The sequence below is a fragment of the Paracoccus aestuariivivens genome, assembly GCF_009711225.1.
Classification (GTDB): domain Bacteria; phylum Pseudomonadota; class Alphaproteobacteria; order Rhodobacterales; family Rhodobacteraceae; genus Paracoccus; species Paracoccus aestuariivivens.
Map to the genome: position 1 here is coordinate 561,356 of NZ_WMIE01000001.1, position 26,057 is coordinate 587,412.

The following is a 26,057-nucleotide window of genomic DNA, read 5'->3' on the forward strand; positions in this document are numbered from 1 at the left end:
TCACCCCTTTGATCGCCAAAGGGGATAGCGAAACACAGACAAAAGGCCAAGAGGTGCTAGGTCAGGAACCTTGCCGGAATAAGCTTGGGGAAGGGGAAAAGCTTGAGGTAAGGCAGCGCCTCGGTCCGGGCACGCTGAAACGAGGGCCGCGCCAACAGCCGTTCGAAATAGCCCGACAGCGCCGGACGGTCGCCGAACGGGTGCAGAATGCCCGCATAGAACAGCGCCGGAGAGGCCGCACAATCGGCCAGCCCGTATTCCCCCGCCGCCCATTCCCGCTTCTGCAAATGATGGTCCAGCGCATCATAGGCCAGATCAAGCTTGCCGCGGGCAAAGGCGCTGACCGGGGCCTCGGCCCCCTCGCCCATGAACAGCCGCGCATCGACGATCTGCTGGGCAATGCCATTGACCTGAAAGTCAAAGAAACGGTCCCATTGCCGCGCCAGAGACGCGGCATCGGGATCGGCGGGCAAGAGCTTGCGCGTGCCCGGATAGTGCAGGTGGATATAGTCGATCATCACCGTGGATTGCGACAGGATCACGCCGCGCGCCTCGTCCCGCAGGCCCGGCATGCGGCCCATCGGCTCAATCCGCTTCATCAGCGCGCGGTCCTCGGGGCTGCCCAGATCAATATGGCGAAAGGTGAAGGGCGCGCCGGTTTCATACAGCGCGACCAGCACCTTCTGGGTGTATGAGGATAGCGGGTGCCCATAGATCGTCAGCATCATGCAGCCTCGGCATAATGGGCAAGCTGTGCGGAAAGGGCGCGCTGGAAGGCGGGCCGCGTGGTCATGCGTTCAAGATAATCCGCCAGCACGGGATGCGGGGCAAGTTCGTCCATATGCTCGACCAGCCGCAATTCCTCGGCGATCAGGATGTCGGCGGCGGTGAAGCGTCCGGCAGCGATGAAGTCGCGCTTGGCAATGATCGGTGTCAGTTGCCGCAGGCGCTCATGCAGGCGCGGCTCGAGCAGCGAGACTGCCGTCGCGTTCCCGTCGCTGATCGTGGCGATGAAATAGGCCATGATGACCGGCTCCAGCGTATTCAGGCCCGCGACCATCCATTGCTGGGTCTCGGCCCGCTGGGCGGGGTCGCGGGGCATCAGCGCCTCGTGCCGGTCGCCCAGATACAGAAGGATCGCGCCGCTTTCGAACAACGAGATATCCCCATCGTCGATCATCGGCACCTGCCCGAAGGGCTGGCGCAGGATGAACGGCAGCGTCTTGTCCCGCACGCTGGTCGATTCGACATGATAGGGAATGCCCGCCTCTTCGCAGGCCCAGCGGATTCGGATATCGCGCACGTAGCCGACCGAGATCTCGGGGACCCAGTCGAAGGTCGTGATCACAAGGGTCATGGCTCACTCCTTTCGAGCGAACTCGGCGTCGATCCCGATCAGGATCGGCTCGGTGAAAAACGCGTTGAGGCCATAGGCCTGAGGGTCGATTTCGGTCATGGCGTGCAGGCCGATCAGATCGCGGATGACGGGATTGCCGTTCTCGTCGCCGGTGAAACCCTTGCCCGCACCGATCAGTTCGACCTTGAACGTCGCCGGATGGGTTCTACCCATCAGGGTCAGTTGGCCGGTAACCGTACCGGAAGTATTACTTTCGGCGGCGAAGCTTTCGGACACAAAGCTGGCCGTCGGGTTCGCGGCGCTGTCCAGATAGTCCTTGCCCGTCAGGATCTCGGAAAAACCCTGCACCGGAGTCGCGATGGACCCGACCTCGACTGTCGCGGTCAGCTTGCTGGCCGTTGGGTCATCGGGGTTCCAGTCAAGCGTGCCGCTGACCTTGTCGAAACGGAAAACGCTGTAGGAAAACCCCAGATGCAGGACGCGGGCGATGATGCCGGTATGGCCGGCGTCCAAGGCATAGCTGCCCGCGCCCGCGGCATGATAGTCCTTCTGCCCATGCGGCACGTCCGAGGGTTTGTAGTCCTGCGCCACCACGGGGGTGACGCAGAAAGCCAGCGCAAGGCAGGCCGCGCGGATCATGGCGTATTTTCCTTGGGCCCCACGATCGAGAAATGGGCCCCCTGCGGATCGCGGAAGAAAGCGATGAACGCCCCGCCGGGAACTTCGACAGGCCCGTGCAGCAGTTCGCCGCCGCCTGACGAAATCCGCTCGATCGCGTCATTGACGCCATTCACGCCGAAATATGGTAGCCAGTTCGGCACGGGCGAATTGCCCAGCCCCATCATTCCGCCGATATCCGCACCCTGCCACGAGAACAGCTGATAAGTTCCCATCTCGCCCATATCGACCGGAGTCGATTTGGTCCAACCCAGCAACTCGGCATAGAAGTCGAACCCCGCCTTCGGGTCCGAGGACATCAATTCGATCCAGTTGCCGTGGCTTTCCTTGTTCTGGTCGAACGCCCCGCCGTCGCTTGAAGGGTTCTGTTTGTCCATCGGCAGCGGTTGCAGGACCCCGAATGCCGCACCTTGCGGGTCCGACAGGATGGCGAAACGTCCCGTGCGGGGAATGTCAGCCGGTTCGCGAAAGATCTTGCCGCCCAAGGATTTGACCTTGCTGGCCGCAGCATCCGCGTCATCGACATCGAAATACACCATCCAGAACGGAGGGATCTCGGCACAGTCATCCGGCATCTCCATCATGCCGGCGACCATGTCTCCGCCATAGCTGGCCAGATGATAGGTGAAACCCTGCATACCGGCATCGGCAACGGACCAGCCGAAGACCTTGCTGTAGAAATCATCAGCGTCCGAAAGCCCGCCTTTGGCGGCGGAAAGCTCGAACCAGATCGGTTTACCGTGATACATGGCTCGGCCCTCAGCTTTCATCCAGAACGGGCTCGAACCCGCCCCAGATCATCCGCATGCCGTCGAAGGGCATTTCTCCCATATTCGCCATTTCGGGATCGGACATCATCTTGTCATAGGCGGCGTCGGCGGTCGCCTTGTCGGCCCATTCGACCCAGGAAAACATGATCGTCTCATCCTCCTTCGCCTTGGTCGCCATATAGAAGTCGGTCACCTTGCCGTGGGGGACATCGACCCCCCAGTTCTCGACCATGCGGCGAGCGCCCAGCTTCTTGAAATAGGGCCAGGCTTTGCGCGCGTGATCGACGTATTTCTGTTTGTTCGCGGTCGGCACAGCCAGAAGAAAACCGGAATAGTAAGTCATCTGTCGTCCTCCTCATCACGACGCATGAAAACGTCGGGTGAGTCGAAGGGTCGCAGTTGAAGTTGTAAAAAGCAACTGCTAATATGAAAACATGACAGAGTTGAGCCAAACCCCGCGTATCCGCTATGATGAAGGGTGCCTCGGCGCCCATGCGTTGAATTTCATCGGCGACAGATGGGCGCTACTGGTGGTGCGCGAACTGATGTTCGCGCCCAAGCGCTTCCAGATGATCCGCGCCGGAATGCCGGGGATCACGGCAAGCGTTCTGACCCAACGCCTGACACAACTGGCTCTGTCGGGTGTCGTCGCGCATGACGAGATTCTGGGAATCTATGAACTGACCCCGTCCGGACGGGCCTTGCATCCGGTCCTGACCGAGCTTTGTCGTTGGGCCCTACTGATGCCCGGACATGATCCGTCAAAATTCATCAGCATTTCGGCGCTGATGATCTCGATCTCGGCAACGGTTAATCGGGTGCAGGCGGCCGGTTCCGATCTGCGGGCCGGCTTCCTGTCCGGCAGCGAGGGTTTCGAGGTCACGCTGACCCGTGACGGGCTGGCCGATGTGCGCGCAAGCCGTCATCCCGATGCGGATTTTGTTCTGGAAGGCAGCGGAAACAATCTGGCCGCGGCTGTTTACGGCCCCCCGCCCACGGCATTGGCGGCGGGAGGACATATTTCCCTGCACGGCGATCCTTTCGCCGCGCAGGCATTTACCAAGCTGTTCAGCCTGAGACCTCAGACGAGATCCAGCAGCGAGTCGCCCGAAGAAATGGTGCAGGCGCCAGCGGCTTCCTCGACCTGAATCTCGGTCACGACACCATCGGACAGCAGCATGGCATAGCGCTTCGAGCGGCCATTGACCCAGCCCGCGCCTTCGATGTTCAGGCCAAGCGCCTTGGTGAAGCTGCCATCGGCATCGGCCAGAACCTCGATCCCGGCATCAGCGGCTCCGGTCGCCTTGGACCATGCGCCCGCGACAAAGGGGTCGTTGACGGTGATGCAGACGACGCGCGAGACGCCCTTCTCGCGGAATTTGTCGGCATTTTTCACGAAGCTCGGCATGTGGCTGTTCGAGCAGGTGGGCGTGAAGGCACCCGGCACGGCAAAGATCGCCACCTTGCCTTGAGCCAGTTCGGCGGTATCGACCTCGGCCGGACCGGCCTCGCCGAGTTTGAACAGTTTGCCGGCGGGCAGCTTGTCGCCTTTGGAAATGGACATGCGCGTTCTCCAAGATTTGCATCGATGCGGGGCGGACTATAGATTGCGCGCCTTGGGCAGACCAGAAGGGCTTGGAATGAATATCGTGATCCTTGGCGCGGGGCAGGCAGCGGCATCAATGGCAGCGAAATTGCGCGCGCTGGGGCATGAGGGCAGGATCACCGTGATCGGCGACGAGCCCGCGCCCCCCTACCAGCGCCCGCCCTTGTCCAAGGCCTACCTGCTGGGCGATATGGATCTGGACCGCCTGACCCTGCGCGGTGCCGAATGGTGGGACGAGCATCAGATCACCCTGCGCCTTGGCGAGCGTGCAACCGGCATCGACCGTGATCGCCGCGTTATTGTCACCGACAAGGGCGAGGTTGCCTATGACGCGCTGGCCTTGACGCTTGGCGCAAGCCCGCGCCGCCTACCTGCGGCCATGGGCGGCCACCTGCGCGGCGTGCATGTCGTGCGCAACCTTGCCGATATCGCGGGCGTGCGGCCCGAACTGGTCGCCGGTCGCCGCCTTGTCGTGATCGGCGGCGGCTATATCGGGCTCGAGGCCGCCGCCGTCGCCCGCAAGCTGGGGCTCGAGGTGACGCTGGTCGAAGCCGCTCCCCGTATCCTTGGCCGTGTCGCCGCATCCGAGACCGCCGATATGATCCGCGCGCTGCATGTCTCGCATGGGGTCGAGGTCATCGAGGGCGTGGGGATCGAGCGCATCACGGGCGACAGCGCCGCCGATGGCGTGACGCTGGCCGATGGTCGCCACCTGCCCGCCGATCTGGTCATTTGCGGCATCGGCGTCGCGCCGGAAACCACTTTGGCCGAGTCCGCCGGACTTGCGCTGGACAATGGCATCGCGACGGATGCGCAGGGCCGGACCTCGGACCCCTCGATCTGGGCTGCGGGTGATTGCGCCAGTTTCCCTGCCCCTGACGGTCAGATGCGACTGGAAAGCGTCGGCAATGCCATCGATATGGCCGAGGCTGTCGCCGCGAATATCCTTGGCGCGGATGCCGCATATATCCCGAAGCCATGGTTCTGGTCGGACCAATTCGAAGCCAAACTGCAGATCGCGGGGCTGAACGTAGGCTATAACCGCGTAGTGACCCGCTCTGGCGCGGGCGCGCATGGCGGCTCGGTCTGGTATTACCGTGACGGGCGGCTGATCGCCGTCGATGCCCTGAACGATGCCCGCGCCTATATGATAGGCAAGCGCCTGATCGAAGGCGGAAAATCCCCCTCTCCGGAGGCCGTTCTGGAGGCCACCGACCTGAAGGCGTTGATGTAATGCGGATCATCGGAGGCAATCTGCGCGGACTGAAGCTCGCCGATGTCGGCGAAGGCGACAAGGCCGCCCATCTGCGCCCGACAACCGATCGTGTGCGGGAATCGATCTTCAACCTTCTGGTCAATGGCACGCATGGCAATCCGATCCCGAATGCGCGGGTACTGGACCTGTTCGCAGGCACTGGCGCCTTGGGATTGGAGGCCCTGTCGCGCGGCGCGGCCCGCGTAGCCTTTGTCGATGACGGAGTTGCGGCACGGGCTTTGCTGCGGGCCAATATCGAAAAGACCCGCGCCATGGGCGTGACCGATGTCTGGCGGCGCGACGCCACCAATCTGGGCATCAACCGCAGTCCGGGATTCGACCTGATCTTTCTGGACCCGCCTTACGGCAAAGGGCTGGGGGAAAAAGCCCTGATCACCGGACTGGCCGGAGGCTGGTTCGCGCCCGGCGCCATGATCGTCTGGGAAGAGGCTGCCCCGCCTCCGGCTGTTGCCGGGCTCGAGCGGATCGACCAGCGCAAATATGGCGACACTGTCATTACGCTTCTGCGCCCCGAGCAGGGTTAGGTCGCCCGATCCAGCTTGGTCGACAGGTGGATCAGGCTTTCGCTGGAACGAACGCCGGTCAAACTGCCTATCTGGTCCAGCACATCGTCAAGCTGGCTGGTCGAACTGGCAGCCAACTGCAACAGCAGATCGACACGTCCGCTGGTCGTGTGGATCCGCTCGACCTCGGGCAGGCTGCGCAAACGGGTCAGGATTCCGGCCTGCGAGCGCGGCTCGATGGTCAGAAGACAGGTTGCGCGAATACGATTTTCCCGCGCAGAATCGCCCAAACGCAGGGTGTATCCTGCAATCGCGCCCGATGTTTCCAGACGCTCCAGCCGCGCCTGCACGGTTGAGCGTGCCACTTTCAGACGCCGCGCCAAGACAGCCACCGATTGCCGCGCATCCTGCGCAAGTTGGGCCAGAATGCCCCGATCAAGCTCGTCCAAGACCTACCCCGTCATATTGACACCAGTTTCGTCGATTTAACCGATCCTGCGCATTTTTCCAGCCTTTTCGTTGCTTCAATCGGAATCCTTCGGGCGCAAACTTTCCCCGAAGCCCGTTCCACCACGCAAAACAAGGAACCGCCGATGGGATTGACCGAGGGCCGAGGCCCCAAGACTGTCTGGAAGAACCCTGCCGAACTTATCCGCGTTCTAGCGCCGGAAAATCCGGTCATGGTTCTGGACCGGTCCCGTCTTCGTGCCACCGCACAACGTTTCTTGCAGGGTTTTCCCGGCCTTGTGACCTACGCCGTCAAGTCCAATCCCCACCCCGCCATCATCCGGACGCTTGTCTCGGCGGGGGTGCAAGGCTTTGATGTAGCCTCGCCTTTCGAGATCGACCTGATCTCGCGCCTTGCCCCCAAAGCCGCTCGTCACTACCACAACCCCGTGCGCTCGCGCAGCGAGATTGCCCATGCGGTCGAGGCAGGGATCAAGTCGTGGTCGGTCGATAGCAGATCCGAATTACAGAAGATCTTTGAAAGGGTTCCGGTCGAAAACTGCGAGATTTCCGCCCGCTTCAAGCTGCCCGTCCTTGGCGCAGCCTATGATTTTGGCTCGAAGTTCGGCGCTTCGCCGGAACTGACGGCAGAATTGCTGCGCGAGATTGCTGGCCGCGGCTATATCCCGTCGCTGAACTTCCATCCCGGAACGCAATGCGTCGATCCACATGCCTGGGAAAGCTACATCGCCACGGCCGCCGAAATCTGTCGAATGGCGGGCGTCAAGGCGCGGCGGTTGAATGTCGGTGGAGGCTTTCCTTCGCACCGGATCGGGGGGATCGAACCTGACCTGACCAAGATTTTCGACGCGATCGAAACCGCCACCGCTACCGCCTTCGGGGCCGACCGTCCCGAACTGGTATGCGAGCCGGGCCGCGGCATCTGTGCCGATGCCCATGCGCTGGTTACGCGCATCAAGGCCGTGCGCGACGATACGCATGTCTTCCTGAATGATGGCGTCTATGGCGGCCTGACCGAACTGCCGCAGATCGGCAATCTGGACCGCCTGCAAGTCCTGACCCCCGAAGGCGTCAGACGTGGGGGTGCCCCCGTTCCGCGAGTCATTTTCGGCCCGACCTGCGACTCGCTCGACCGGCTTCCCGGCGAGGTGAACCTGCCCGCAGACGTTCAGGAGGGCGACTACGTGATCTTCCACGGTGCGGGTGCCTATTCAACCGTCACGAACACCCGCTTCAACGGCTTTGGACAGATGACCTACCTGTCTGTTCAGTCAGTTTTCTAACGTCGATAAATCTTCCGGTCACGAATCCGTGCTAGCTTTGCTTTATGGAATCTGAGCACGCAGAAATTTCTCATGTGGTGTTGATGGACGGCACCTTCGCCTCTCTGAAAGAGGGTAAAGGATCGTCCATTGCCCGGATACACGCGATGCTGTCGGGCAAACACGGCCCGACGGTCGGCAAAGTGAATTTGTACTATGCGCCAGGCCAGCAATGGGCGGCCTGGCGCACGCTTCCTTTGCTGATCTCGGGCCAGATGCTGGATCAGAACATCCGCGACGCCTATGGCTGGCTTGCGCGCAACTGGCGACCAGGCAATCCGTTGTTTCTGTTCGGTTATTCGCGTGGCGGCATCGGCGTTTGCGCCTTGGCCGATATGATCAGCCGCATCGGATTGCTGCTGCCCGAGGAGGCGACGGACGTCAATATCCTATGCGCGTGGAACTGCTACCGATATGCCGGAGGAATCCCACTTGCCCCGCACCGGCGGCACGATCACGTTCCGATCCATATGATCGGCTTGCTTGATACGGTCATGTCGCTGGGCATCCACTTGCCGTTCCGGCATTTCTATTCCGATCCCGACTTCGATTACTCTCGCGGGCGATTGGCCCCGAATGTCGCGCATGGCGTCCACGCTTTGGCGCTGGATGAGACGCGCAACGCGTTCTCGCCGATCCTGTGGGGCGGCGATGGCTGCGGGCAGAAGCTCGAACAGATGTGGTTCCGGGGCTGTCACGCCGATATCGGCGGTCAGTTGGACGGGCACGAGGCAGGTCGTCCATTGGCCAATCTTCCGCTGGTCTGGATGATGTCGCGCGCGCAGGAGGCCGGATTGCCTTTGCCCAAGGACTGGCAAACCAACCACCCCTGCGATCACCGTGCCCCAGCCTTGGGATCGTGGCATCGCTGGGGTAAGGCATTCCTTAACCGCCGCCCGCGGGATGTCGGCCTTGGGTCAAGCGAGGCACTGCATCCTTCGGTCGTCCTGCCCTATTCGGGACCAGCAAATTTACAGGGACAGCTGCAATCTGCGGCGGCAGAAACAATGCCACCCAAACCGATCATGCATCTCTCGAACGACCGCGACACCGACCGCTCAGCCCCCGCCTGAGTTCACGCGACCTCGGGCAACGCGTCCTTCGGCATAACCCCAAGCGCAGCGCAGACTTTCAGCACCAGTTCGGGTTTGTTCAGCGTGTAGAAGTGCAGCTTATCGACGCCACCCGCGACCAGATCTTCGCAAAGCTTGACGCAGACATCCAAAGCCAGCCGCGCCTCGCCTTCCTTGCCGGCATGGGCAAAGGCTTCTTCGGCCCAAGCCGGAACCGACGTCCCGCAGCGCTCGGCAAAGCGGCGCGCACCGGCCCAGCTTTGAATCGGCAGAATACCTGGCAGGATCGTCGCCGTCACACCCGCCGCGTCGCATTGGTCGCGGAAACGGAAGAACGTGTCGGCGTCAAAGAAGAACTGCGTGATCGCGCTGGTCGCACCGGCATCGGATTTCCGCTTCAGCCACGCCACGTCTGCGGCGGTGTCTGGGCTTTCGGGATGCGGCTCGGGATAGGCACCGCAGCGGATCGTCATGTCGCCACGCGCGGCAATCGCCTCGATCAGATCGACCGAGTTCGCAAAGCCCTGAGGATGCGCGGTGAAGCGGTCCTGCCCTTGGGGCGCGTCACCGCGCAAAGCGACGATCTCGTGGACGCCTGCTGCCGCGTAATCGGCGACGATCTGCATCGTTTCCTCACGCGTGGCATCGACGCATGTCAGGTGCGCAGCCACATTCAGGCCGTAATGGCTGGCCAGCGCCGTCACCGCCTCGTGGGTCAACTGCCGGGTCGTGCCGCCCGCGCCATAGGTCACCGACACGAAATCCGGCTGCAACGGAGCAAGCGCGCGCGCCGTGTCCCACAGGCGGAACGACTGGTCGAGGTTCCGAGGCGGGAAAAATTCGAAGCTGACGGCGGGCGTGGTCATGGCGGTGTCCTTTTGTTGCGGGACTTGTGACATGGGTCTCGACGTGAGACAAATTCATAATCCTCAAGATAGTAATGAGTTTCATTCAAGATGCACCTTGAGCTTCGCCACCTGCGCAGCCTGCGCGCCATCCATGAACAAGGCGGCCTTGCCCGTGCCGCCGAGACCCTGAACCTGACCCAATCCGCATTGTCCCATCAGATCAAGGCGTTAGAGGAACAGGCTGGCGTGGAACTGTTCCTTCGCAAGACCAAGCCGCTGCGCTTGTCGGCTGCGGGAATGCGTTTGCTGCGCACAGCCGAACAGGTTCTGCCCATCATCGAATCAGCCGAGGCCGAGTTCCGCGACGTCGAACTGGGCCGCGTGGGCCGTCTGCATGTCGCGATGGAATGTCATCATTGCTTCGATTGGCTGCTGCCGGTTCTGGACCAATTCCGCCGCACCTGGCCCGAGGTCGATCTGGATATCCGTTCCAGCCTCGCGCTGAAAGCCCTGCCCGCTTTGGTGCGCGGTCAGGTCGATCTCGTCATCTCGTCCGACCCCGAGGATATGCAGGGCATCGTCTTCCAGCCGCTGTTCGATTACGCCCCGACCATGGTCGTGCCTGCCAGCCATCCTCTGGTCGCCAAAGGTTTTGCCGAGCCAAAGGATTTCGTGACCGAGACCCTGATTACCTATCCCATGGATCGGGCGCGGCTGGATGTCTATTCGCAATTCCTTGACCCCGCCGGAGTCGAGCCCGCCCAGCACCGGCAGGTCGAACAGACCGCGGTCGCGCTGATGCTGATCGCCTCGGGTCGCGGGGTCGCGGTCATGCCCGATTGGGTGCTGCGCGCCCATGCCGGAAATCCCGAACTGGCGCTGCTGCCACTGGGTCCGCAAGGGATCTTACGCCGCCTTTACGCCGCCGTCCGCGAGGATGATCTGGCCCAGCCCTATATCGCGCATGTCCTGCGTCTGGCGCGCACCGAACCGGTGCGAATGATGCGGGCACTGTCGCAGGGCCGAAACATGTGATGCCCCGCACCGGTTTGACATTATGCGACAATCACCTGATGTTTGACGTCAATCCGTCGCGGCAGGGCGTGCCATGAACGATCTTTCCAAGGACCATGAACTGACCGTTGAAAGCGCGGACGATGCGCTGCGCCTTAGCGGCGAGTTCACCATCTGGACCTTGCCCAGACTGCCCGCCGACACAAACATCGCCCACCGGTTCGAGCTTTCCGGTCTGACGCGCCTCGACACCGCCGCCGCATGGTATCTGGCCCAATGTCAGGCGGCGGGCGCGGTGTTGCAGGGGCTGACACCCGAACAAGGCAAATTGCTGGATTCGGTCATCGCGGCGAGCCCCATCCCCGATGATCCCGCGATCCGTCCCCACTTCTGGCAACGCTTACTGGAACCCATCGGCCAGCGCATGGTGCGTGCGTTGGTCTTTTTGCGCGAGATCGCCGAATATCTGGGCCGCTTTCTGGCCGCTTTGGCCCGCGCGATCCGGCATCCTTCGGATTTCCGCCTGACATCCTTTGTGCATCACTGTCAGGAAACTGGCCTGCGCGCCGTGCCCATCGTGGCTCTGATGTCCTTTCTCATCGGCGTGGTGCTGGCGTTTCAGGGTGCGGTGCAGTTGCGGCAGTTCGGGGCCGAGGTCTTTGTCGTCGATCTGATCGCGATCTCGATCCTGCGCGAACTGGGCATCCTTCTGACCGCGATCATCGTCGCCGGACGGACCGCGTCGGCACTGACCGCCTCGATCGGGTCGATGAAGATGCGCGAAGAGATCGACGCCATGCGGACCCTTGGCATGGATCCGGACATGGTTCTGATCCTGCCCCGTGTATTGGCGCTGGTCGTGACGCTGCCGATCCTAGGTCTGATCGCCAATGTCGCGGGCCTGATCGGCGGCGCGGTGATGACATGGTTCGAACTGGGCATCTCGCCCGCGATGTTCCGCTATCGGTTGATCACCGAAACCAGCGTCGAGAATGTCATCGCGGGGCTTGCCAAGGCTCCGGTCTTTGCCCTTGTGATCGGGATCATCGGTTGTCACGCAGGGATGAAGGTCGGCAAGGACGCGGAATCGCTTGGCGCGCAAACCTCGACAGCGGTGGTGAATGCGATTTTTGCCGTGATCGTTCTGGACGCGCTGTTCTCGATTTTCTTCGCCGAGGTCGGATTGTGACGGAAAACGTTATCGAAGTCCGCGGCCTGACCACCCGCTTCGGCAGCCATGTCGTACATGAGGCGCTGGATCTGGATCTTCGCCGTGGCGAGATTTTGGGCGTCGTCGGCGGTTCGGGAACGGGCAAATCGGTCCTGCTGCGCACCATTGTCGGGCTGATCCGTCCCGCCAAAGGCTCCGTGCGCGTGCTTGGGCAGGACGTCTCGGCGCTGTCGGGCCAAGCCCGAGAGTCGCTTGAGCGGCGCTGGGGCGTGATGTTTCAGGACGGGGCCCTGTTTTCGGCACTGTCGGTGCAGGAGAATGTCGAAGTCCCGATGCGCTCCGTGCCGAATCTGGCGCCGGATCAGCGCCAAAGTCTGGCGCAGCTCAAGGTGTCGATGGCCGGACTGCCATGGAGCGCCAATGACAAATACCCCGCCGAACTATCGGGCGGTATGAAAAAGCGGGCGGGCCTTGCCCGTGCCTTGGCGCTGGACCCCGAGATCGTCTTTCTGGACGAGCCGACTGCGGGTCTGGACCCGATCGGAGCGGATGCCTTTGACCGGCTGATCGTCGGATTGCGAGATGCGCTGAACCTGTCGGTATTTCTGGTGACGCATGATCTGGACACGCTGCACGCCTGTTGCGACCGCGTCGCGGTTCTGGCCGAAAGAAAGGTGCTGACCACCGGCACCATGGCCGAAATGCTGGACGTCGATCATCCTTGGGTCCACGAGTATTTCCACGGACCGCGTGCCCGCGCGCCAGACAAGGGAAAGGAGTAGCCGGATGGAAACCAAGGCCAATTTCGTCCTGATCGGCGCTTTCACCCTGCTCGGGTTTCTCGGGCTGCTGGCATTTCTCATGTGGTTCGCCAAGATCGAGTTGAACCAGCAATTCGCCACTTACGACATCTATTTCACCGAGGTCTCGGGTCTGGGTTCGTCCTCGGATGTGATGTTCGCGGGCCTCTCGGTCGGCAATGTCGTCGACATGCAGCTGGCAAGCGGCGAGAACGGGGCCGTTCGCGTTCGGGTGCAGGTGTCCGAGGACACGCCGATCCGCACCAATTCGCGGGCCTCGATCGAGATACAGGGCGTGACCGGTGTCTCGAACGTGGCGATCACCTCGGGCTCGCAGGACGCGCCGTTGCTGCGCAATGTCAATCCGGACAGTATCCCGGTCATTCCCGCCAACCGGTCGGCCTTGCAGACGCTCAGCGATCAGGGGCCGGAAATGATCTCGCGGCTGAACACCGTGGCCGAACAGATGACGCGCCTGCTGAGCGAGGACAACCAGCAGCGCGTCACGAATATCCTTGGCAATGTCGAACGCTCCAGCGCCAATCTGGACAAGGCATTGGCGGACGTGACCAAAGCGACCGAAGCAATCTCGGTCGCGGCGACGGATATCTCGGGGTTCGGCTCGCGGCTCGACAGCATCGGCGCAGCCGCCCAAACCACGCTTGGCAATGCCGACACCGCGATGGCGCAATTCAAGGAAACCGCGCAAAAGGCCGATACCGCGCTGGGATCGGCCACGGCAACGCTGGACGAGGTCCGTGACTATGTCTCGGGCGATCTGCGCGGACTGACCCGGAATCTGGGCGAAACCGCAACCGGCCTGCGCACCGACCTGACGCGGCTAAGCGACCGCGCGAGCGGCTCGATGGACCGGCTGGATGCCGCGCTAGAGGTAGGAAACCGCACCCTTGCCTCGGCCGAGCGTGCCTTTGACGGAGCCGACCGGATGATCAATACCGAGGTTGGTCCGGTTGCGGCAGATCTGCGCGCGACACTTGCCCGCTTCAACGAAGCCATCGGCAAGGTCACCGAGGATATTCCGGAAATCACCGCCCGACTGCGCGATGCCGCCTCTAGTGCCGATAGCGCGTTTTCCGGCCTGCAAGCCATGCTGGACAGCGCACGAGGTCCGGTGCAGGCTTTCGCACGCGAAGGTCTGCCGCAATTCACCAATACGGCCCGCGACTTGCGCTCTTTGGTGCAGAATGTGAACCAGTTGGTGAATGCGCTGAAACGCAACCCGTCGCAGATCATCACAGGGCCGCGCACGCCCGAATTCCGCCGCTGAGAGGTGCCATGACCCGCCTGCTGCCCCTGATTGCCCTGACCCTTGTGCCGCTGTTGTCGGGCTGCGCGGCGATCTCGAACCTGTCGGGCGGGCCGAAACTGGACGTGTTCGAATTGCGCCCGCTTTCGGACAGCCCCAAGCGTTGCGGACGTGGCCGCGTGGCCGAACTGGTCATCGAGGAACCGAAATCGCGCGGCACACTGAATACGGAACGGATCATGATCCGCCCCTCGGCCTTGCAGACGCAATATCTGCCGGACGCACAATGGGGCGATACCGTTCCGGTCACGCTGCAGAACCTGCTGGTGCGCGGTTTCGGCAGCTATGACGTATTCACCCATGTCGGTCGCGCACCCTTGGGCGGCGCGGGCGACTACGCCCTGATCAGCGAGATCAACGATTTCAATGCCGAAGTCTCGGGCAAGGGCGCGATGATCAAACTGTCGGTCGACGCGCAACTGGTCAGCGAGATGGAGGCCTCGGTCGTCTCACGCGGGCATTTCAATGTCTCGGTTCCGGCTGAATCCACTCGTACCGCTGATCTGGTTCCGGCCTTCGACATGGCAGGTCAGCAATTGCTGGCGCAGATGACGGACTGGGGCCTGCGCGGCATCGGGGTCAATCCGGCCAACTGCCGCTAAGAAAGAACGGGAAGCAGCAGCGCGCCGCTTCCCGCCGGATTTTCAACGGATCAGACCTCGGTCGAGGTGATCTCGTAGGTAAAGGCTTTCGCGTCCAGCTCGTTGACGTCTTTTCCACCGATGGTCGCTTGCGGATACATCAGGAACGGTAGAGTGCTGGCGCGCCCCGGCAGGGCCAGATCCTCGGCGGTGTTATAGGCGACCCAGTTTCCTTCCCAATTGCCGAACAGCGCATTGTTCACCTGCGCGACCAACGGATCGCTGGGGTCCTTGATCCATGTCTCGGATTCGGCGCGCATGACTTTCAGCACATCGGCGGGGTCCATGGCGACCCAGCCATAGCCCGACAGCCAGACCTCGGCACGGCAATGCTGCGCGCCGGTGATCACTGCGTTATTCGCGCCCAGTTGTTTGTAGCCAAAGGCCGAAGGCGCAACCCGCACGCCGAACACATCCCGCGCCGGCACGCCCGACGCGCGGGCCAGACCGACGAACAACCCGTTCAGGTCCGCACATTTGCCGCCAAGTCCCGCCGTGGTCAGCGTCGCGACGTTATCGCCCGGACCGCAGCCCGGCACATCCATATTGCGGTGGCAGTTCGACACGATCCACGCATAGATCGCCTTGACCTTGTCGACATCGGTTGCGGCCCCCGCAGTGATCTTCTTGGCGGTCTCGGCAACGACCCCGTCCAGCGGTTTATAGGTCGAGGGCTTCAGCGCCGCTTCCAGCACCATCGGATCTTCGGACACATCGGATTTCCGCAACCAGTCGATAGTGCGGTTGCGAGTCTCGAAACTGCTGACCAACTCGATATGGGGCGCACCGCCATTCTCGAAGGTCGCGCGCAGGAATTTTGCGCCTGTGGCCTCGTCGGTCACCAGTTCGGCAGCGGTGGCATTGCCCGTCCAGCTATTCTGCAATCCGCGCTGGTAGTCGCTTTCAACCGAAGGCACCGGCAGCCAGACCTGCGCCGGACCCTGACCATCGGGAAGGGTGACGACGGTGCGGGTTTCGAACTTGCGCCAATCGGTTGCGGCGGGGGCATAGGGGCGATCAGCCGCGAAAGCCTGTCGGGCGAACCCACCAACCATCGGAGCAGCACCCGCCAGCAAGGCGAGTTTCAGGACATTGCGACGAGAACGCGAAATCATGGGCTACCTCTTCAAGCGAAGGACGGCAGGGAAACCCCGCCTTTTGCCTTTCAAAGGGTAGCCCCCGAACCGGTTCGGTTCAACTTTAATTGGCAGCGCTGCGCCCGATCAAAAGAAGCTTTGCGGATCGATATCGACCGACAGCCGCAGATTGGCCGGAGATTTCGGTGCCAGCGCCAGCCATTGCGAGATCGCCTGCTGCAAGGGGGCCTGACGCGGCGCGCGGATCAGCATCCGGACCCGGAAGCGCCCCCGCACCCGGGCAATCGGCGCAGGGGCCGGTCCCCACAACTCGGCCCCGATGGCGCGCAAAGGATCGGCACGGCGGGCCATCTCGCGGGCATGGTCCTCGACCACGGGTTGGTCGGGATGGGACAGGATCACCCCCGCCAATCGACCAAAAGGCGGCATTCCGGCATGTTGGCGTTGCGTCGCCTCGGCGTCCCAGAACTCCTCGTCCTCTCCCGACAGGATGGCACGGATCACCGGATGCTCGGGTTGATGGGTCTGTAGCAGCGCCAGCCCCCGCGCATCGCCGCCCTCGCGTCCGGCGCGTCCCGCCACCTGCCGCATCAGTTGAAAGCTGCGTTCGGCGGCCCGCATATCCGCACCCTGCAAGCCCAGATCGGCATCTATGACGCCGACCAAGGTCAGGCGCGGGAAGTTATGGCCCTTGGCGACGATCTGCGTGCCGATGATGATGTCAGTCTCGCCGTCGCTGATCTGGACAATCGCCTCTTTCAGCGCCCGCGCAGAGTGGAACAGGTCCGAGGACAGCACGGTCGCGCGCGCCTCGGGGAAGCGCTCGGCCACTTCCTCGGCCAGACGCTCGACCCCCGGACCGATGGCGGTCATCCGGCCTTCGACACCGCAGCTCGGGCAAGCAACAGGCACGGGCTTCGTCTCGCCGCATTGATGGCAGACTAGGCGGTTCTGGAAGCGATGCTCGACCATGCGGGCATCGCATTGATCGCAACCGACCTGCTGCCCGCAGGCCCGACAGGCAGTGATCGGCGCATAGCCGCGCCGGTTCAGGAACAACAGCGACTGCTCTCCCTTTTCCGTGCGCAACCTGATCTCGGATGCCAGACGCGGAGAGATCCAGCGCCCTTTTTCCATATCCTGCTTGCGCAGGTCGATCGTTCCCATCTCGGGCAATTCGGCACTGCCATAGCGTGACCTCAGATCGATGCGGGCATATTTCCCCGCACCCGCATTCACCCAGCTTTCCAGAGAAGGCGTGGCCGAGGCGAGCACGACCTGCGACCTGGCCAGACTCGCCCGCAGCACCGCCATGTCGCGCGCGCTGTAAAAGACGACGTCTTCCTGCTTATACGATCCGTCATGTTCCTCATCGACCACGATCAGCCCCAGATCGGCAAAAGGCAGGAACAAGGCCGAGCGCGCGCCGACCACCATGCCGACATGGTTCGTGGCCGCCATGGTCCATAACCGACGCCGCTCCGAGCGCGTGATGCCGCTATGCCATTCTCCCGGACGCTGCCCGAACCGCGCCTCGACACGGCTCAAGAACTCCGAGGACAACGCGATCTCCGGCAGCAGGACCAGCGCTTGCCTGCCCTGCCGCAGGCATTCCGCGACGGCCTCAAGATAGACCTCGGTTTTCCCCGAACCCGTGACCCCGCGCAAAAGCGTCGTGCCGTAACGCCCGCCCTTCAGGGCATCGCGCAATTGCTGCGCCGCTTCCACCTGATCGGGCGCAAGCGGCTTGCCGGGCAGATCGGGATCAAGCGCAGGATAGGGCGTATCACGCGGAGCCAGAACCTCGGTCAGGGTCCCGGCCTTGACCAGACCTTGCACCACTCCCGAACTGACACCCGCCAGTTGCGCCAACTCGCTTGGCGCGAACCCTGCCCCGCCATGATCCTCGATCACGCGCAGGACCGCAGCGCGGGCATCGGTCATCCGCTCGGGCTCGGGGCCGGCGCGATGGATCACTCGCCGCGCCGATGGCGGCTGGTCCAGATCCGGCGCCCGTGTCGCCATGCGCAGCATCAAGGGCAGCGGCGTCAGGGTATATTCCCCCATCCGGATCAGGAACTCGATCATCTCGGGCTGCAAGGGCGGCGCATCGACCAGCCGTCCGACCGGACGCAGCTTGGCCATATCGAAATCACCCGTCCCCGGCCCCCAGACCGCCCCCATCACACGGCGCGGACCAAGCGGCACAACGACAAGCTGTCCCAGACGGACACCGCCCTCGGGCGCGAGATAGTCGAGAATGCCGACGATTTCCTGCGTCAGGACAGCGATGCGCGTGCCATGCGGATAGAATAGCGGATGGCTCATGCGGTCAGTTGCAGGCGGGCTTGGTTCAGGGGCATTTCCACGGCATTCTCCGGCACGGCTGGCCGGATAGTGACACGCGGCGTCGATCAGCCGCAAGCGGCCTGCCCGGACTTCACCCGCGCCGCTTTATCGGCTAAACCCGACCCAAAGCCGCAACAAGGGCAATTGCCATGAAATTCTTCGTCGACACCGCCGACACCGCCGCCATCCGTGAACTCAATGATCTCGGTATGGTCGATGGCGTCACCACCAACCCCTCGCTGATCCTGAAATCGGGCCGCGACATCATCGAAGTGACCAAGGAAATCTGCGACATCGTCGAAGGTCCGGTCAGCGCCGAGGTCGTTGCCAAGGACGCAGCCGACATGATCCGCGAAGGCAAGCACCTTGCCACCATCGCACCGAACATCACCGTCAAGGTTCCGCTGACCTGGGACGGGCTCAAGGCCTGCAAGGTACTGTCCTCGGAAGGCCACATGGTCAACGTCACCCTGTGCTTCAGCGCAGCACAGGCGCTGCTGGCCGCAAAAGCCGGCGCGACCTTCATCAGCCCCTTCATCGGCCGTCTCGATGACATCAACATCGACGGCATGCAGCTGATCGAAGACATCCGCGTGATCTACGACAATTACGACTTCAAGACCGAGATCCTTGCCGCCTCGATCCGTTCGGTGAACCACATTACCGACGCCGCCCGCGTCGGCGCCGACGTGATCACCGCGCCGCCCGCCGTCATCAAGGCGATGGCGAATCACGTCTTGACCGACAAGGGTCTGGCGCAGTTCGACGCCGACTGGGCCAAGACCGGCCAGAAGATCGGCTGATGAGCAACGATCAGGCCGTCGACCTTCCCGAGGATCTGCGCGCCCGGCTATTGGCCCGGCCCGATCTGATCCTTTCGGACCGCGACCTGATGCGCGCGCTGATCGGCGCGCGCGAGGCGGATTTCGGTGAAAACGTCATCGACATCCGCGGCCGGGCAATGGAGGCGCTGGAAACGCGCCTCGATCGTCTGGAAACCGCCCATGAGTCGGTGATCTCGGCCGCCTATGACAACCAGTCGGGGATGAACACCATCCACCGCGCGGTCCTGTCATTGCTGGAGCCGATGGATTTCGAGGCATTTCTTGAAAACCTCGAAACCGAGATCGCCCCGATCCTGCGGGTCGAGACCCTGCGTCTGATCATGGAATCCGGCTCCAAGGAGCCGCCGCGGGACGTCGCGGGTCCGCTGACCATCGTGCCCGCGGGCACCGTGGCCGAGCTGATCTCGGGCGGCAGACGCGCGCCGCGTGGCGATGATATCATCTTGCGCCGTGTCGCCGAACTATCCCTGCCCCACCACGGCAGTACCCGCGCCCCGATCCGGTCCGAGGCCCTGTTGCCCATCGACCTCGGCCCCGGCCGCTTCCCGGCGCTCTTGCTGATGGGTTCGGCCGAACTCGGCCGCTTCAATCCGGCGCATGGTACGGACCTGCTGCGATTCTTCGGTCAGGCATTCCGGCTGGTGCTGATTTCCTGGCTGCGCGAATGACGAAAGGGGCCGAGCCGATCGCACTTGCCCCCCTTATGGCCGAACAGCTTGGCCGTTTTCTCGATAGCGAACGGGCGACCCGCGACCGTTCGGACCACACCATCCGCGCCTATCAGACCGACCTGCTGGCCTTCCTGTCCTTTCTGGGCGGCTATCACGGGCGTGCCGCCGTACCGAACACATTGGGCGAACTGACCCAAAGCGACATGCGCGCCTTTTCGGCATCCGAACGCGCCCGCGGCCTTGGTGCCAGATCGCTTGCCCGCAGATTGTCGGCGGTGCGCAGCTTCATCCGCTGGATGTCGGACCGGCACGGCTTTGACGCGTCAAAAGCGCTGGCCTCGCGCGGACCGAAATTCACCCGCTCGTTGCCGCGACCGCTTGCCCCCGAGCAGGCGCAGGATCTGCTGGAAATCGCTGCAGAATCCCATCCGGAACCGTGGATCGCCGCCCGCGATGCCGCGGTGCTGACCCTGCTTTACGGCTGTGGTCTGCGCATCTCCGAGGCGTTGCAGCTTGACGGATCGGACCTGCCCCTACGCGACGTGCTGACCATCCGCGGCAAGGGCCAAAAGGAACGTCAGGTTCCCGTCCTGCCCATCGCCCGCGAGGCCGTGGCCCATTACCTGCAGCTCTGCCCCTTCCCGACCGAGGCTGACGCGCCGCTGTTTCGTGGGGCGCGGGGCGCACGGCTGAACCCCTCGGTGCTGGGCCATGCGATGCGGATCATGCGCCAGTCGCTGGGCCTGCCGCCCTCGGCCACACCCCATGCACTGAGGCATTCCTTCGCCACCCACCTGCTTGCAGCGGGCGGCGATCTGCGCACGATCCAGGAATTGCTGGGCCATGCCAGCCTGTCGACAACGCAGGTCTATACCGGCGTCGACGACGCTCGATTGCTGGCCGTCTACCGCGCGGCGCATCCGCGCGGCTAAGGCCCTGTTGCGCGTTTCCCGCAGGTCGCGGATTTCAGGATAGCCGTCCGTCAAGGCGACCTCCGCTGCCTTTACAATTCCGCAACGCCGTCCCAATAGGCGGCCATGCTCGACCTTTCCCTTGAACTCGTTCTCATCCTCGCGGGCGCTGCTTTTGCCGCGGGCTTCGTCGATTCCATCGCCGGAGGCGGAGGCCTGATCACCGTTCCGGTCCTGATGCTGGTGGGCATACCCCCGACACAGGCCCTGGCCACGAACAAGGTGCAAGGCGCATTCGGCGCAGCCACGGCAGCGATCTCATACGCGCGCCGCGGGCTGGTCGATCCCAGCAAACAGCTTGGCGCGGCGGCAATGGCCTTTGCCGCCGGATTGGCCGGTGCATTATTCGTCAGTTCCGTGCCGACCGAGGCCCTGTATTACGGCCTGCCGATCCTGCTGATCGCGATCGCGCTGTTCTTCGCCTTCAAGCCCGGCCTGAACGACACCGACCGCGTCAGACGGATCTCGCCCGAATTGTTCACCGCCACGGCCGTGCCGCTGATCGGCTTTTATGACGGGCTGATCGGCCCCGGCACCGGAGCCTTCCTGATGCTGGGCTTCGTCCTGCTGGCAGGTTACGGCATCCTCAAGGCGACCGCACATACCAAGCTGCTGAACTTCGCCTCGAATCTTGGCGGGCTTGTCGCCTTCGCGGCGGTCGCGCAACCGCTCTGGGCGCTTGGGGCCATCATGGCCGTCGCCCAGATCGGAGGCGCAATGCTGGGCTCCCGCCTTGCCGTGCGGATCGGGTCGCGGATCATCAAGCCATTGCTGGTCTTCACCTCGACCGCGCTGGCGTTGCGGCTGATCTGGCAGATGCTCTGACCAGCCGCCGACAGGTCAGACGAAGTCGAACATCGAGGCGTCGAGCTGCCCCATAGGTACGCCTTCAAGGGTCAGCGAATTGCCGCCGCCAAACGAAAAGACGATATTCTTGCCCACTTGATCGGCCACCGCCATCAACTCGGCATAATTGTCGATTCCCGCGATATTTATGGTCACCGCCTCGGCCGGAGCGCCGGTCTCGGTGCCATCCGCGCGCAGGCCGGTTTCGAAATCGATGATCTTGTCGGCCCCGCCGTCAAAGACAAAGACGTCGTGCCCCCAGCCGCCGGACATCAGGTCATTGCCAGCGCCGCCGCTTAACGTGTCATCGCCGAAATCGCCGCGCAGCGTGTCCTTGCCCGCTCCGCCCAGAAGATTGTCATTGCCGTAACCGCCATAAAGCGAATCGTTTCCGGCCTCGCCCACCAGACGGTCATTGCCGTAGAACCCGTACAGGCTGTCATTGCCCACACCGCCAAAGATCGTGTCATTGCCGGTGCCGCCATCGATAAAATCATTGCCGGACTGACCCCAGAACTTGTCGTTTCCGGAATCGCCGAACAGGAAATCGCCCTGATCGCCGCCCCAGAAACTGTCGTCACCGGTTCCGCCCAGCATGAAGTCCACTCCGGCACCGCCGGACATGCTGTCATTGCCCGCCAGACCGATCAGTCCGTCATCGCCCGAAGTTCCGTTCAGCTTGTCGTTACCCATCGTGCCGGTCCGGCCGTTCAGGGAATCCAACCGGTCCATTTGCGCGTCCAGCGTGTCCGCGACATCGGCCAGCATATCGGCATAGGTCACTGCGTAGTATCGATAGGAGAGGGTCGCCATGAGGGGCTCCTTACGTGATGCAGACTCAGCGTGATGCATCATTTATGCCACAGCCATGACGTTGCTACGACGCAGCGAGTCAAATACCCCAGCGATCAGCGGAATTTCGACAGTTGCAAAGCGGATATCCGCGCAACTCGGGCGGAACTGCGTCCAGAACGGGACGAAGCTGCGCAGCAGCCAAGCAGACTGCCGCGCAGGGCCGCATCGGACAAACCCGTGAAGGGGAAGCCGCCCTATCCTATTGCGGGAAACCTTTTGCGCGGCGCAACTCACCCGTTATCCGACCACGCCAATTGGTTTGCGGAGCGGTCAGATACTTACGCGCAGCCGGATCGTTCTCGGACAAAAGCCCCAGATGCAGCATCAGCGCGGTGATCGCCGCCTCGGCGCCGCGGGTGCCGCCATCAACGATCTTCAGGGCGATGCCCAGACCCCGCTCGGGCACGATTCCGACAAAGACCGCTTCGGCTCCGGTCTTAAGCGCGGCCTTGCCGCCAAGCGCCCGCATCAATTCGGTGCAGGCACGACCCTCTCCCGCGACCAGTTCGGGATGGGCGATCATCGCCTCGACCAGACGACGCTGCGCCGCGCCGCGCGAATCATTGGCCGGTTTGGCGAATCCCGCCATCGCCCGCGCCAGCCCCTCGACCGAACAGGCAAAGTTCGGGGCCGAGCAGCCGTCAACTCCCCAGCCCGCAACGCGCTCGCCCGTCGTCTCCTCGAACGCTTCGCGCACGGCCATTTGCACCGGATGGTCCAGCTCGACATATTCCGGCCCGCCACGCAATTTCTGGTTCAATGTCAGAAATCCTGCATGTTTGCCCGAGCAGTTATTGTGCAGCTGACAGGGCGATGTCCCGGAACAGACCAGCCCTTTGCGCGCTTCGGGATCGTTCGGCATATGGCTTCCGCAGCGAAGGTCTGATTCGGACAGTCCCAGCCCCTCCAGCCAGTTTTCCACGCGTTTCGTGTGCATTTCGGCGCCGTTATGACTGGCGCAGGCCAGCGCCAGATGCTCGGAAGTCAGTCCGGCCGCATCGGCGGCACCACTTTCGACCAAAGGCAAGGCCTGAATCATCTTGCAGGACGAACGCGGAAAGATCACCGCGCCGGGATCGCCCCACGCTTCGACAATCCCGTTCGAATCCGCAATGACGACATGCCCGCGATGGCTGCTTTCCAACAGACCGCCCCGCCATAATTCGATCAATCGGGCCTCTGACATCAAGCTCCCCCCTGACATTCCCGCGATTTCCCCAATCGGGGGTTTTTCAACCTCCGATTTTCGCATTATCCTGTTACTAGATGGTTGAAACCACCCCGTTCATCAGTAACAAGCCGGGATAAACCGGACTACGGCAGGAGGCCAGAGCATGTTGAATTCCGCGTCGCGCGTGGCGGCGGCAGCCGCACTTATCGCAATCGCGACTTCCACCCCCCTATTCGCGCAGGAATCAACCAAGCAGCTCGCCAACCAAGGCGACTGGACTGCATTCTCCGCGAGCAGCCCCAAAGAGTGCTGGGCCGTGTCGGCCCCGAAATCGACCCAGAACACCGACTCGAGCGGGAATTCCAAGGACGTGACGCGCGGCGATATCCGCCTTTATGTCGCGTATCGCCCCGGTGGCTCCTCGGGCGAGGTCTCGTTCTCGGGCGGCTATCCGTTCGCGCCGGATTCGACGGTCGAGGTCAATATCGGCGGTCAGGTCTTCAAGCTGTTCACCGAAGGTGAAAGCGCATGGCCGGGTTCGGCTGCCGAAGATGGCAAACTGATCTCGGCGCTGCGTTCGGGTTCTAGCGCGATCATCTCGGGTCGTTCGGCGCGCGGCACGATGACCAAGGACACTTTCAGCCTGTCGGGCATCACCGCCATGACGAATGCGGCGCGTTCGGGCTGCCAATAAGCCCCGATCGCAGCATTTCCCGAAGAATTCGCAAAGCAGGGGCCTTGGCCCCTGTTTTCTTTTTGGCGTGATTACCCTATATACACGCCTTCCCCCATCGTCGCCCGGACACCCCAGCCATGACCGCCCCGATCACGCAGGACCTTTTGACCATTCCGCGCAAACTGCCGGAAACGCCGCTGATGAACATCGTGGGTCTGACCCGCGACCAGCTGCGCGACGCGTTGATTCAGGCCGGAACGCCGGAAAAGCAAGCCAAGATGCGTGTGGGCCAGATCTGGCAATGGGTCTATCACTGGGGCGTACGCGATTTCGCGCAGATGACCAACCTTGCCAAGGATTACCGAGTATTCCTCGCCGAGCGGTTCGAAATCTCGGTGCCCGAGATCGTCACCCGTCAGGTCAGCGCCGACGGCACCCGCAAATACCTGCTGCGCATCGCTGGCGGCCACGAGGTCGAGACCGTCTACATCCCCGAGGAATCGCGCGGAACGCTGTGCATTTCGTCTCAGGTCGGCTGCACGCTGACCTGTTCCTTCTGCCACACCGGCACGCAAAAGCTGGTGCGCAACCTGACGGCTGGGGAAATCGTCGGGCAGGTCATGGTGGCGCGCGACGATCTGGGCGAATGGCCGGTACAGGGCGCGCCCAAGGACGAGACTCGTCTGGTCAGCAACGTCGTGCTGATGGGCATGGGCGAGCCGCTTTACAATTTCGACAATGTCCGCGACGCGATGAAGGTCGTGATGGATGGCGAGGGCATCAGCCTGTCGCGCCGCCGCATCACGCTGTCGACCTCGGGCATCGTCCCCGAGATCGCCAAGACCGCCGAGGAAATCGGCTGCCTTCTGGCCGTCAGCTTCCATGCCACCACCGACGAGACCCGCAATATGCTGGTCCCGGTGAACAAGAAATGGAACATCGAGACGCTGCTGAACGCGCTGCGCGAATACCCGCGCCTGTCGAACAGCGAACGCATCACCTTTGAATATGTGATGCTCGACGGCGTGAATGACAGCGACGCGGATGCCCGCCGTCTGGTCAAGCTGATCCGTGGCATTCCGGCCAAGATCAACCTGATCCCGTTCAACGAATGGCCCGGTGTCGCCTATAAGCGCTCCAGCTGGGAACGGATCGAGGCCTTTGCCGATATCGTCCACAAAGCGGGCTATGCGAGCCCCATCCGCACCCCGCGTGGCGAAGACATCATGGCCGCCTGCGGCCAGCTGAAGTCGGCCACCGAGCGCGGCCGCAAATCCCGCGCCGAAATCGCAGCGGAAGCCGCCGCAGGGGCCTGATCCGTCAGGCCTCGCCCGCCGCGATCTGCCGCAAAATCTCCATGGCCTCGGATTCGCGCCCATCGGGCACGAACAGATGGTCATGGAAATAGCCCGAGACCGGATTGACCCCGACGCCCCGCCGCGCCAGTGCGGCGGCGATATGGGCGATGAAGCCCACGGCCTCCAGCGAGGAATGGATGTCCAGCGTGACCATCCGGCAGGGAAACTCGTAAGCAAGCCCATAGGCATCCGCTTCTGATCGCAGCAGAATCAACGTCGCCCCCTCGGCCTCGTGAAAGACCATGCGCGGCGTCAGACCCGCAGGGATCGCGCCGCGAGGCAAAGTCGCAAAAACATGGACGCCCTCGACCAATCGGGCCGACACGCTGCGCAGCAGCTTTTCCAGATCCGTCTCGCCACCCAT

29 protein-coding genes are annotated in these 26,057 nt (G+C 62.8%); 16 read left to right on the top strand and 13 right to left on the bottom strand.

Translation table 11 applies throughout. From position 1 onward, the window contains the following. Nucleotides 1–56 precede the first annotated feature (56 nt). The 5 genes from GL286_RS02830 to GL286_RS02850 are packed head-to-tail and all read right to left on the bottom strand — an operon-like array spanning nucleotide 57 to nucleotide 3,148. Nucleotides 57–725 (bottom strand): glutathione S-transferase family protein, encoded by a 669-nt coding sequence (locus GL286_RS02830; protein ID WP_211596167.1) that lies wholly within the window; start codon nucleotides 723–725, stop codon nucleotides 57–59. After that, entirely contained in the window at nucleotides 725–1,357 is a 633-nt protein-coding gene (locus GL286_RS02835) for a glutathione S-transferase family protein (protein ID WP_155094012.1), read from the bottom strand. Before GL286_RS02835 ends, GL286_RS02830 begins: the two co-directional genes overlap by 1 nt. 3 nt (nucleotides 1,358–1,360) lie before the next feature. After that, nucleotides 1,361–1,996: a YceI family protein gene (locus GL286_RS02840; protein ID WP_155094013.1), complete on the bottom strand. Its 636-nt coding sequence runs from the start codon at nucleotides 1,994–1,996 to the stop codon at nucleotides 1,361–1,363. Beyond that, entirely contained in the window at nucleotides 1,993–2,784 is a 792-nt protein-coding gene (locus GL286_RS02845; RefSeq protein WP_155094014.1) for a VOC family protein, read from the bottom strand. The genes GL286_RS02840 and GL286_RS02845 overlap by 4 nt, the downstream gene beginning before the upstream one ends. A gap of 10 nt (nucleotides 2,785–2,794) precedes the next feature. After that, the gene (locus GL286_RS02850) at nucleotides 2,795–3,148 is read right to left on the bottom strand and encodes a DUF1428 domain-containing protein (protein ID WP_155094015.1); all 354 of its coding nucleotides are present in this window, start codon (nucleotides 3,146–3,148) and stop codon (nucleotides 2,795–2,797) included. A gap of 91 nt (nucleotides 3,149–3,239) precedes the next feature. Between GL286_RS02850 and GL286_RS02855 the strand changes: the two genes are divergently transcribed. Beyond that, a complete protein-coding gene (locus GL286_RS02855) occupies nucleotides 3,240–3,953 on the top strand; it encodes a winged helix-turn-helix transcriptional regulator (RefSeq protein WP_155094016.1) in 714 nt (237 codons plus the stop codon). Here the strand turns inward: GL286_RS02855 and GL286_RS02860 are convergent. Continuing rightward, complete coding sequence (locus GL286_RS02860; protein ID WP_155094017.1) at nucleotides 3,887–4,369, bottom strand: peroxiredoxin; 483 nt, start codon at nucleotides 4,367–4,369, stop codon at nucleotides 3,887–3,889. The two genes, GL286_RS02855 and GL286_RS02860, sit on opposite strands and share 67 nt — an antisense overlap. Before the next feature lie 76 nt (nucleotides 4,370–4,445). Here GL286_RS02860 and GL286_RS02865 point away from each other — a divergent pair, with 76 nt between their 5' ends. Beyond that, the gene (locus tag GL286_RS02865) at nucleotides 4,446–5,645 is read left to right on the top strand and encodes an NAD(P)/FAD-dependent oxidoreductase (RefSeq protein ID WP_155094018.1); all 1,200 of its coding nucleotides are present in this window, start codon (nucleotides 4,446–4,448) and stop codon (nucleotides 5,643–5,645) included. Further along, nucleotides 5,645–6,211: a 16S rRNA (guanine(966)-N(2))-methyltransferase RsmD gene (rsmD, locus tag GL286_RS02870; protein ID WP_155094019.1), complete on the top strand. Its 567-nt coding sequence runs from the start codon at nucleotides 5,645–5,647 to the stop codon at nucleotides 6,209–6,211. Before GL286_RS02865 ends, rsmD begins: the two co-directional genes overlap by 1 nt. Here rsmD and GL286_RS02875 read toward each other — a convergent pair. Next, entirely contained in the window at nucleotides 6,208–6,639 is a 432-nt protein-coding gene (locus tag GL286_RS02875; protein WP_155094020.1) for an Lrp/AsnC family transcriptional regulator, read from the bottom strand. The genes rsmD and GL286_RS02875 overlap by 4 nt on opposite strands. Before the next feature lie 144 nt (nucleotides 6,640–6,783). On the opposite strand from GL286_RS02875, the gene GL286_RS02880 reads away from it, so the two are divergent. Together GL286_RS02880 and GL286_RS02885 are read left to right on the top strand one after the other, a co-directional pair. Continuing rightward, entirely contained in the window at nucleotides 6,784–7,941 is a 1,158-nt protein-coding gene (locus GL286_RS02880) for a type III PLP-dependent enzyme (RefSeq protein WP_155094021.1), read from the top strand. 83 nt (nucleotides 7,942–8,024) lie between these two features. Next, entirely contained in the window at nucleotides 8,025–9,053 is a 1,029-nt protein-coding gene (locus GL286_RS02885; protein WP_170295019.1) for a phospholipase effector Tle1 domain-containing protein, read from the top strand. A gap of 2 nt (nucleotides 9,054–9,055) precedes the next feature. Here GL286_RS02885 and metF read toward each other — a convergent pair whose 3' ends face one another. Then, nucleotides 9,056–9,919, bottom strand: a complete 864-nt coding sequence (metF, locus tag GL286_RS02890; RefSeq protein ID WP_155094023.1) for a methylenetetrahydrofolate reductase [NAD(P)H] — start codon at nucleotides 9,917–9,919, stop codon at nucleotides 9,056–9,058. A gap of 90 nt (nucleotides 9,920–10,009) precedes the next feature. Between metF and GL286_RS02895 the strand changes: the two genes are divergently transcribed. From GL286_RS02895 to GL286_RS02915, 5 genes are all read left to right on the top strand, one after another. Then, nucleotides 10,010–10,936, top strand: a complete 927-nt coding sequence (locus GL286_RS02895) for a LysR substrate-binding domain-containing protein (protein WP_155094024.1) — start codon at nucleotides 10,010–10,012, stop codon at nucleotides 10,934–10,936. Between the two features lie 73 nt (nucleotides 10,937–11,009). Continuing rightward, nucleotides 11,010–12,104 (top strand): MlaE family ABC transporter permease, encoded by a 1,095-nt coding sequence (locus GL286_RS02900; RefSeq protein WP_155094025.1) that lies wholly within the window; start codon nucleotides 11,010–11,012, stop codon nucleotides 12,102–12,104. Further along, nucleotides 12,101–12,868 (top strand): ATP-binding cassette domain-containing protein, encoded by a 768-nt coding sequence (locus GL286_RS02905; protein WP_170295020.1) that lies wholly within the window; start codon nucleotides 12,101–12,103, stop codon nucleotides 12,866–12,868. Before GL286_RS02900 ends, GL286_RS02905 begins: the two co-directional genes overlap by 4 nt. Nucleotides 12,869–12,872: 4 nt before the next feature. Then, nucleotides 12,873–14,174 carry an MlaD family protein gene (locus tag GL286_RS02910; RefSeq protein WP_155094026.1) on the top strand — a complete coding sequence of 434 codons (1,302 nt, stop codon included), beginning with the start codon at nucleotides 12,873–12,875 and terminating at the stop codon, nucleotides 14,172–14,174. An 8-nt stretch (nucleotides 14,175–14,182) separates the two neighbouring features. Beyond that, nucleotides 14,183–14,815, top strand: coding sequence for an ABC-type transport auxiliary lipoprotein family protein (locus GL286_RS02915; RefSeq protein WP_155094027.1), 633 nt, complete (start codon nucleotides 14,183–14,185; stop codon nucleotides 14,813–14,815). A gap of 50 nt (nucleotides 14,816–14,865) precedes the next feature. Here the strand turns inward: GL286_RS02915 and GL286_RS02920 are convergent, their stop codons facing one another. Then, nucleotides 14,866–15,969: a transglutaminase-like domain-containing protein gene (locus GL286_RS02920; RefSeq protein WP_155094028.1), complete on the bottom strand. Its 1,104-nt coding sequence runs from the start codon at nucleotides 15,967–15,969 to the stop codon at nucleotides 14,866–14,868. Between the two features lie 108 nt (nucleotides 15,970–16,077). Beyond that, a complete protein-coding gene (locus tag GL286_RS02925; protein WP_155094029.1) occupies nucleotides 16,078–18,279 on the bottom strand; it encodes a primosomal protein N' in 2,202 nt (733 codons plus the stop codon). A 170-nt stretch (nucleotides 18,280–18,449) separates the two neighbouring features. On the opposite strand from GL286_RS02925, the gene fsa reads away from it, so the two are divergent. The 4 genes from fsa (at nucleotide 18,450) to GL286_RS02945 (ending at nucleotide 21,612) form a co-directional block, all read left to right on the top strand. Continuing rightward, nucleotides 18,450–19,103, top strand: a complete 654-nt coding sequence (gene fsa / locus GL286_RS02930) for a fructose-6-phosphate aldolase (protein WP_155094030.1) — start codon at nucleotides 18,450–18,452, stop codon at nucleotides 19,101–19,103. Continuing rightward, a complete protein-coding gene (locus GL286_RS02935) occupies nucleotides 19,103–19,813 on the top strand; it encodes a DUF484 family protein (protein ID WP_155094031.1) in 711 nt (236 codons plus the stop codon). The genes fsa and GL286_RS02935 overlap by 1 nt, the downstream gene beginning before the upstream one ends. Further along, on the top strand, nucleotides 19,810–20,748 hold the full coding sequence (locus tag GL286_RS02940; protein WP_155094032.1) for a tyrosine recombinase XerC: 939 nt from the start codon (nucleotides 19,810–19,812) through the stop codon (nucleotides 20,746–20,748). Before GL286_RS02935 ends, GL286_RS02940 begins: the two co-directional genes overlap by 4 nt. 105 nt (nucleotides 20,749–20,853) lie before the next feature. After that, the gene (locus GL286_RS02945; RefSeq protein WP_155094033.1) at nucleotides 20,854–21,612 is read left to right on the top strand and encodes a TSUP family transporter; all 759 of its coding nucleotides are present in this window, start codon (nucleotides 20,854–20,856) and stop codon (nucleotides 21,610–21,612) included. 15 nt (nucleotides 21,613–21,627) lie between these two features. On the opposite strand, the gene GL286_RS02950 is transcribed toward GL286_RS02945, so the two are convergent. Together GL286_RS02950 and GL286_RS02955 are read right to left on the bottom strand one after the other, a co-directional pair. After that, the gene (locus GL286_RS02950; protein WP_170295021.1) at nucleotides 21,628–22,446 is read right to left on the bottom strand and encodes a calcium-binding protein; all 819 of its coding nucleotides are present in this window, start codon (nucleotides 22,444–22,446) and stop codon (nucleotides 21,628–21,630) included. A 241-nt stretch (nucleotides 22,447–22,687) separates the two neighbouring features. Continuing rightward, nucleotides 22,688–23,677: an asparaginase gene (locus tag GL286_RS02955; RefSeq protein ID WP_170295022.1), complete on the bottom strand. Its 990-nt coding sequence runs from the start codon at nucleotides 23,675–23,677 to the stop codon at nucleotides 22,688–22,690. A gap of 145 nt (nucleotides 23,678–23,822) precedes the next feature. On the opposite strand from GL286_RS02955, the gene GL286_RS02960 reads away from it, so the two are divergent. Together GL286_RS02960 and rlmN are read left to right on the top strand one after the other, a co-directional pair. Continuing rightward, on the top strand, nucleotides 23,823–24,353 hold the full coding sequence (locus GL286_RS02960) for an invasion associated locus B family protein (RefSeq protein WP_155094036.1): 531 nt from the start codon (nucleotides 23,823–23,825) through the stop codon (nucleotides 24,351–24,353). A 119-nt stretch (nucleotides 24,354–24,472) separates the two neighbouring features. Further along, the gene (rlmN, locus tag GL286_RS02965; protein WP_155094037.1) at nucleotides 24,473–25,651 is read left to right on the top strand and encodes a dual-specificity RNA methyltransferase RlmN; all 1,179 of its coding nucleotides are present in this window, start codon (nucleotides 24,473–24,475) and stop codon (nucleotides 25,649–25,651) included. 4 nt (nucleotides 25,652–25,655) lie between these two features. Here rlmN and GL286_RS02970 read toward each other — a convergent pair whose 3' ends face one another. Next, complete coding sequence (locus GL286_RS02970) at nucleotides 25,656–26,057, bottom strand: ACT domain-containing protein (protein WP_155094038.1); 402 nt, start codon at nucleotides 26,055–26,057, stop codon at nucleotides 25,656–25,658.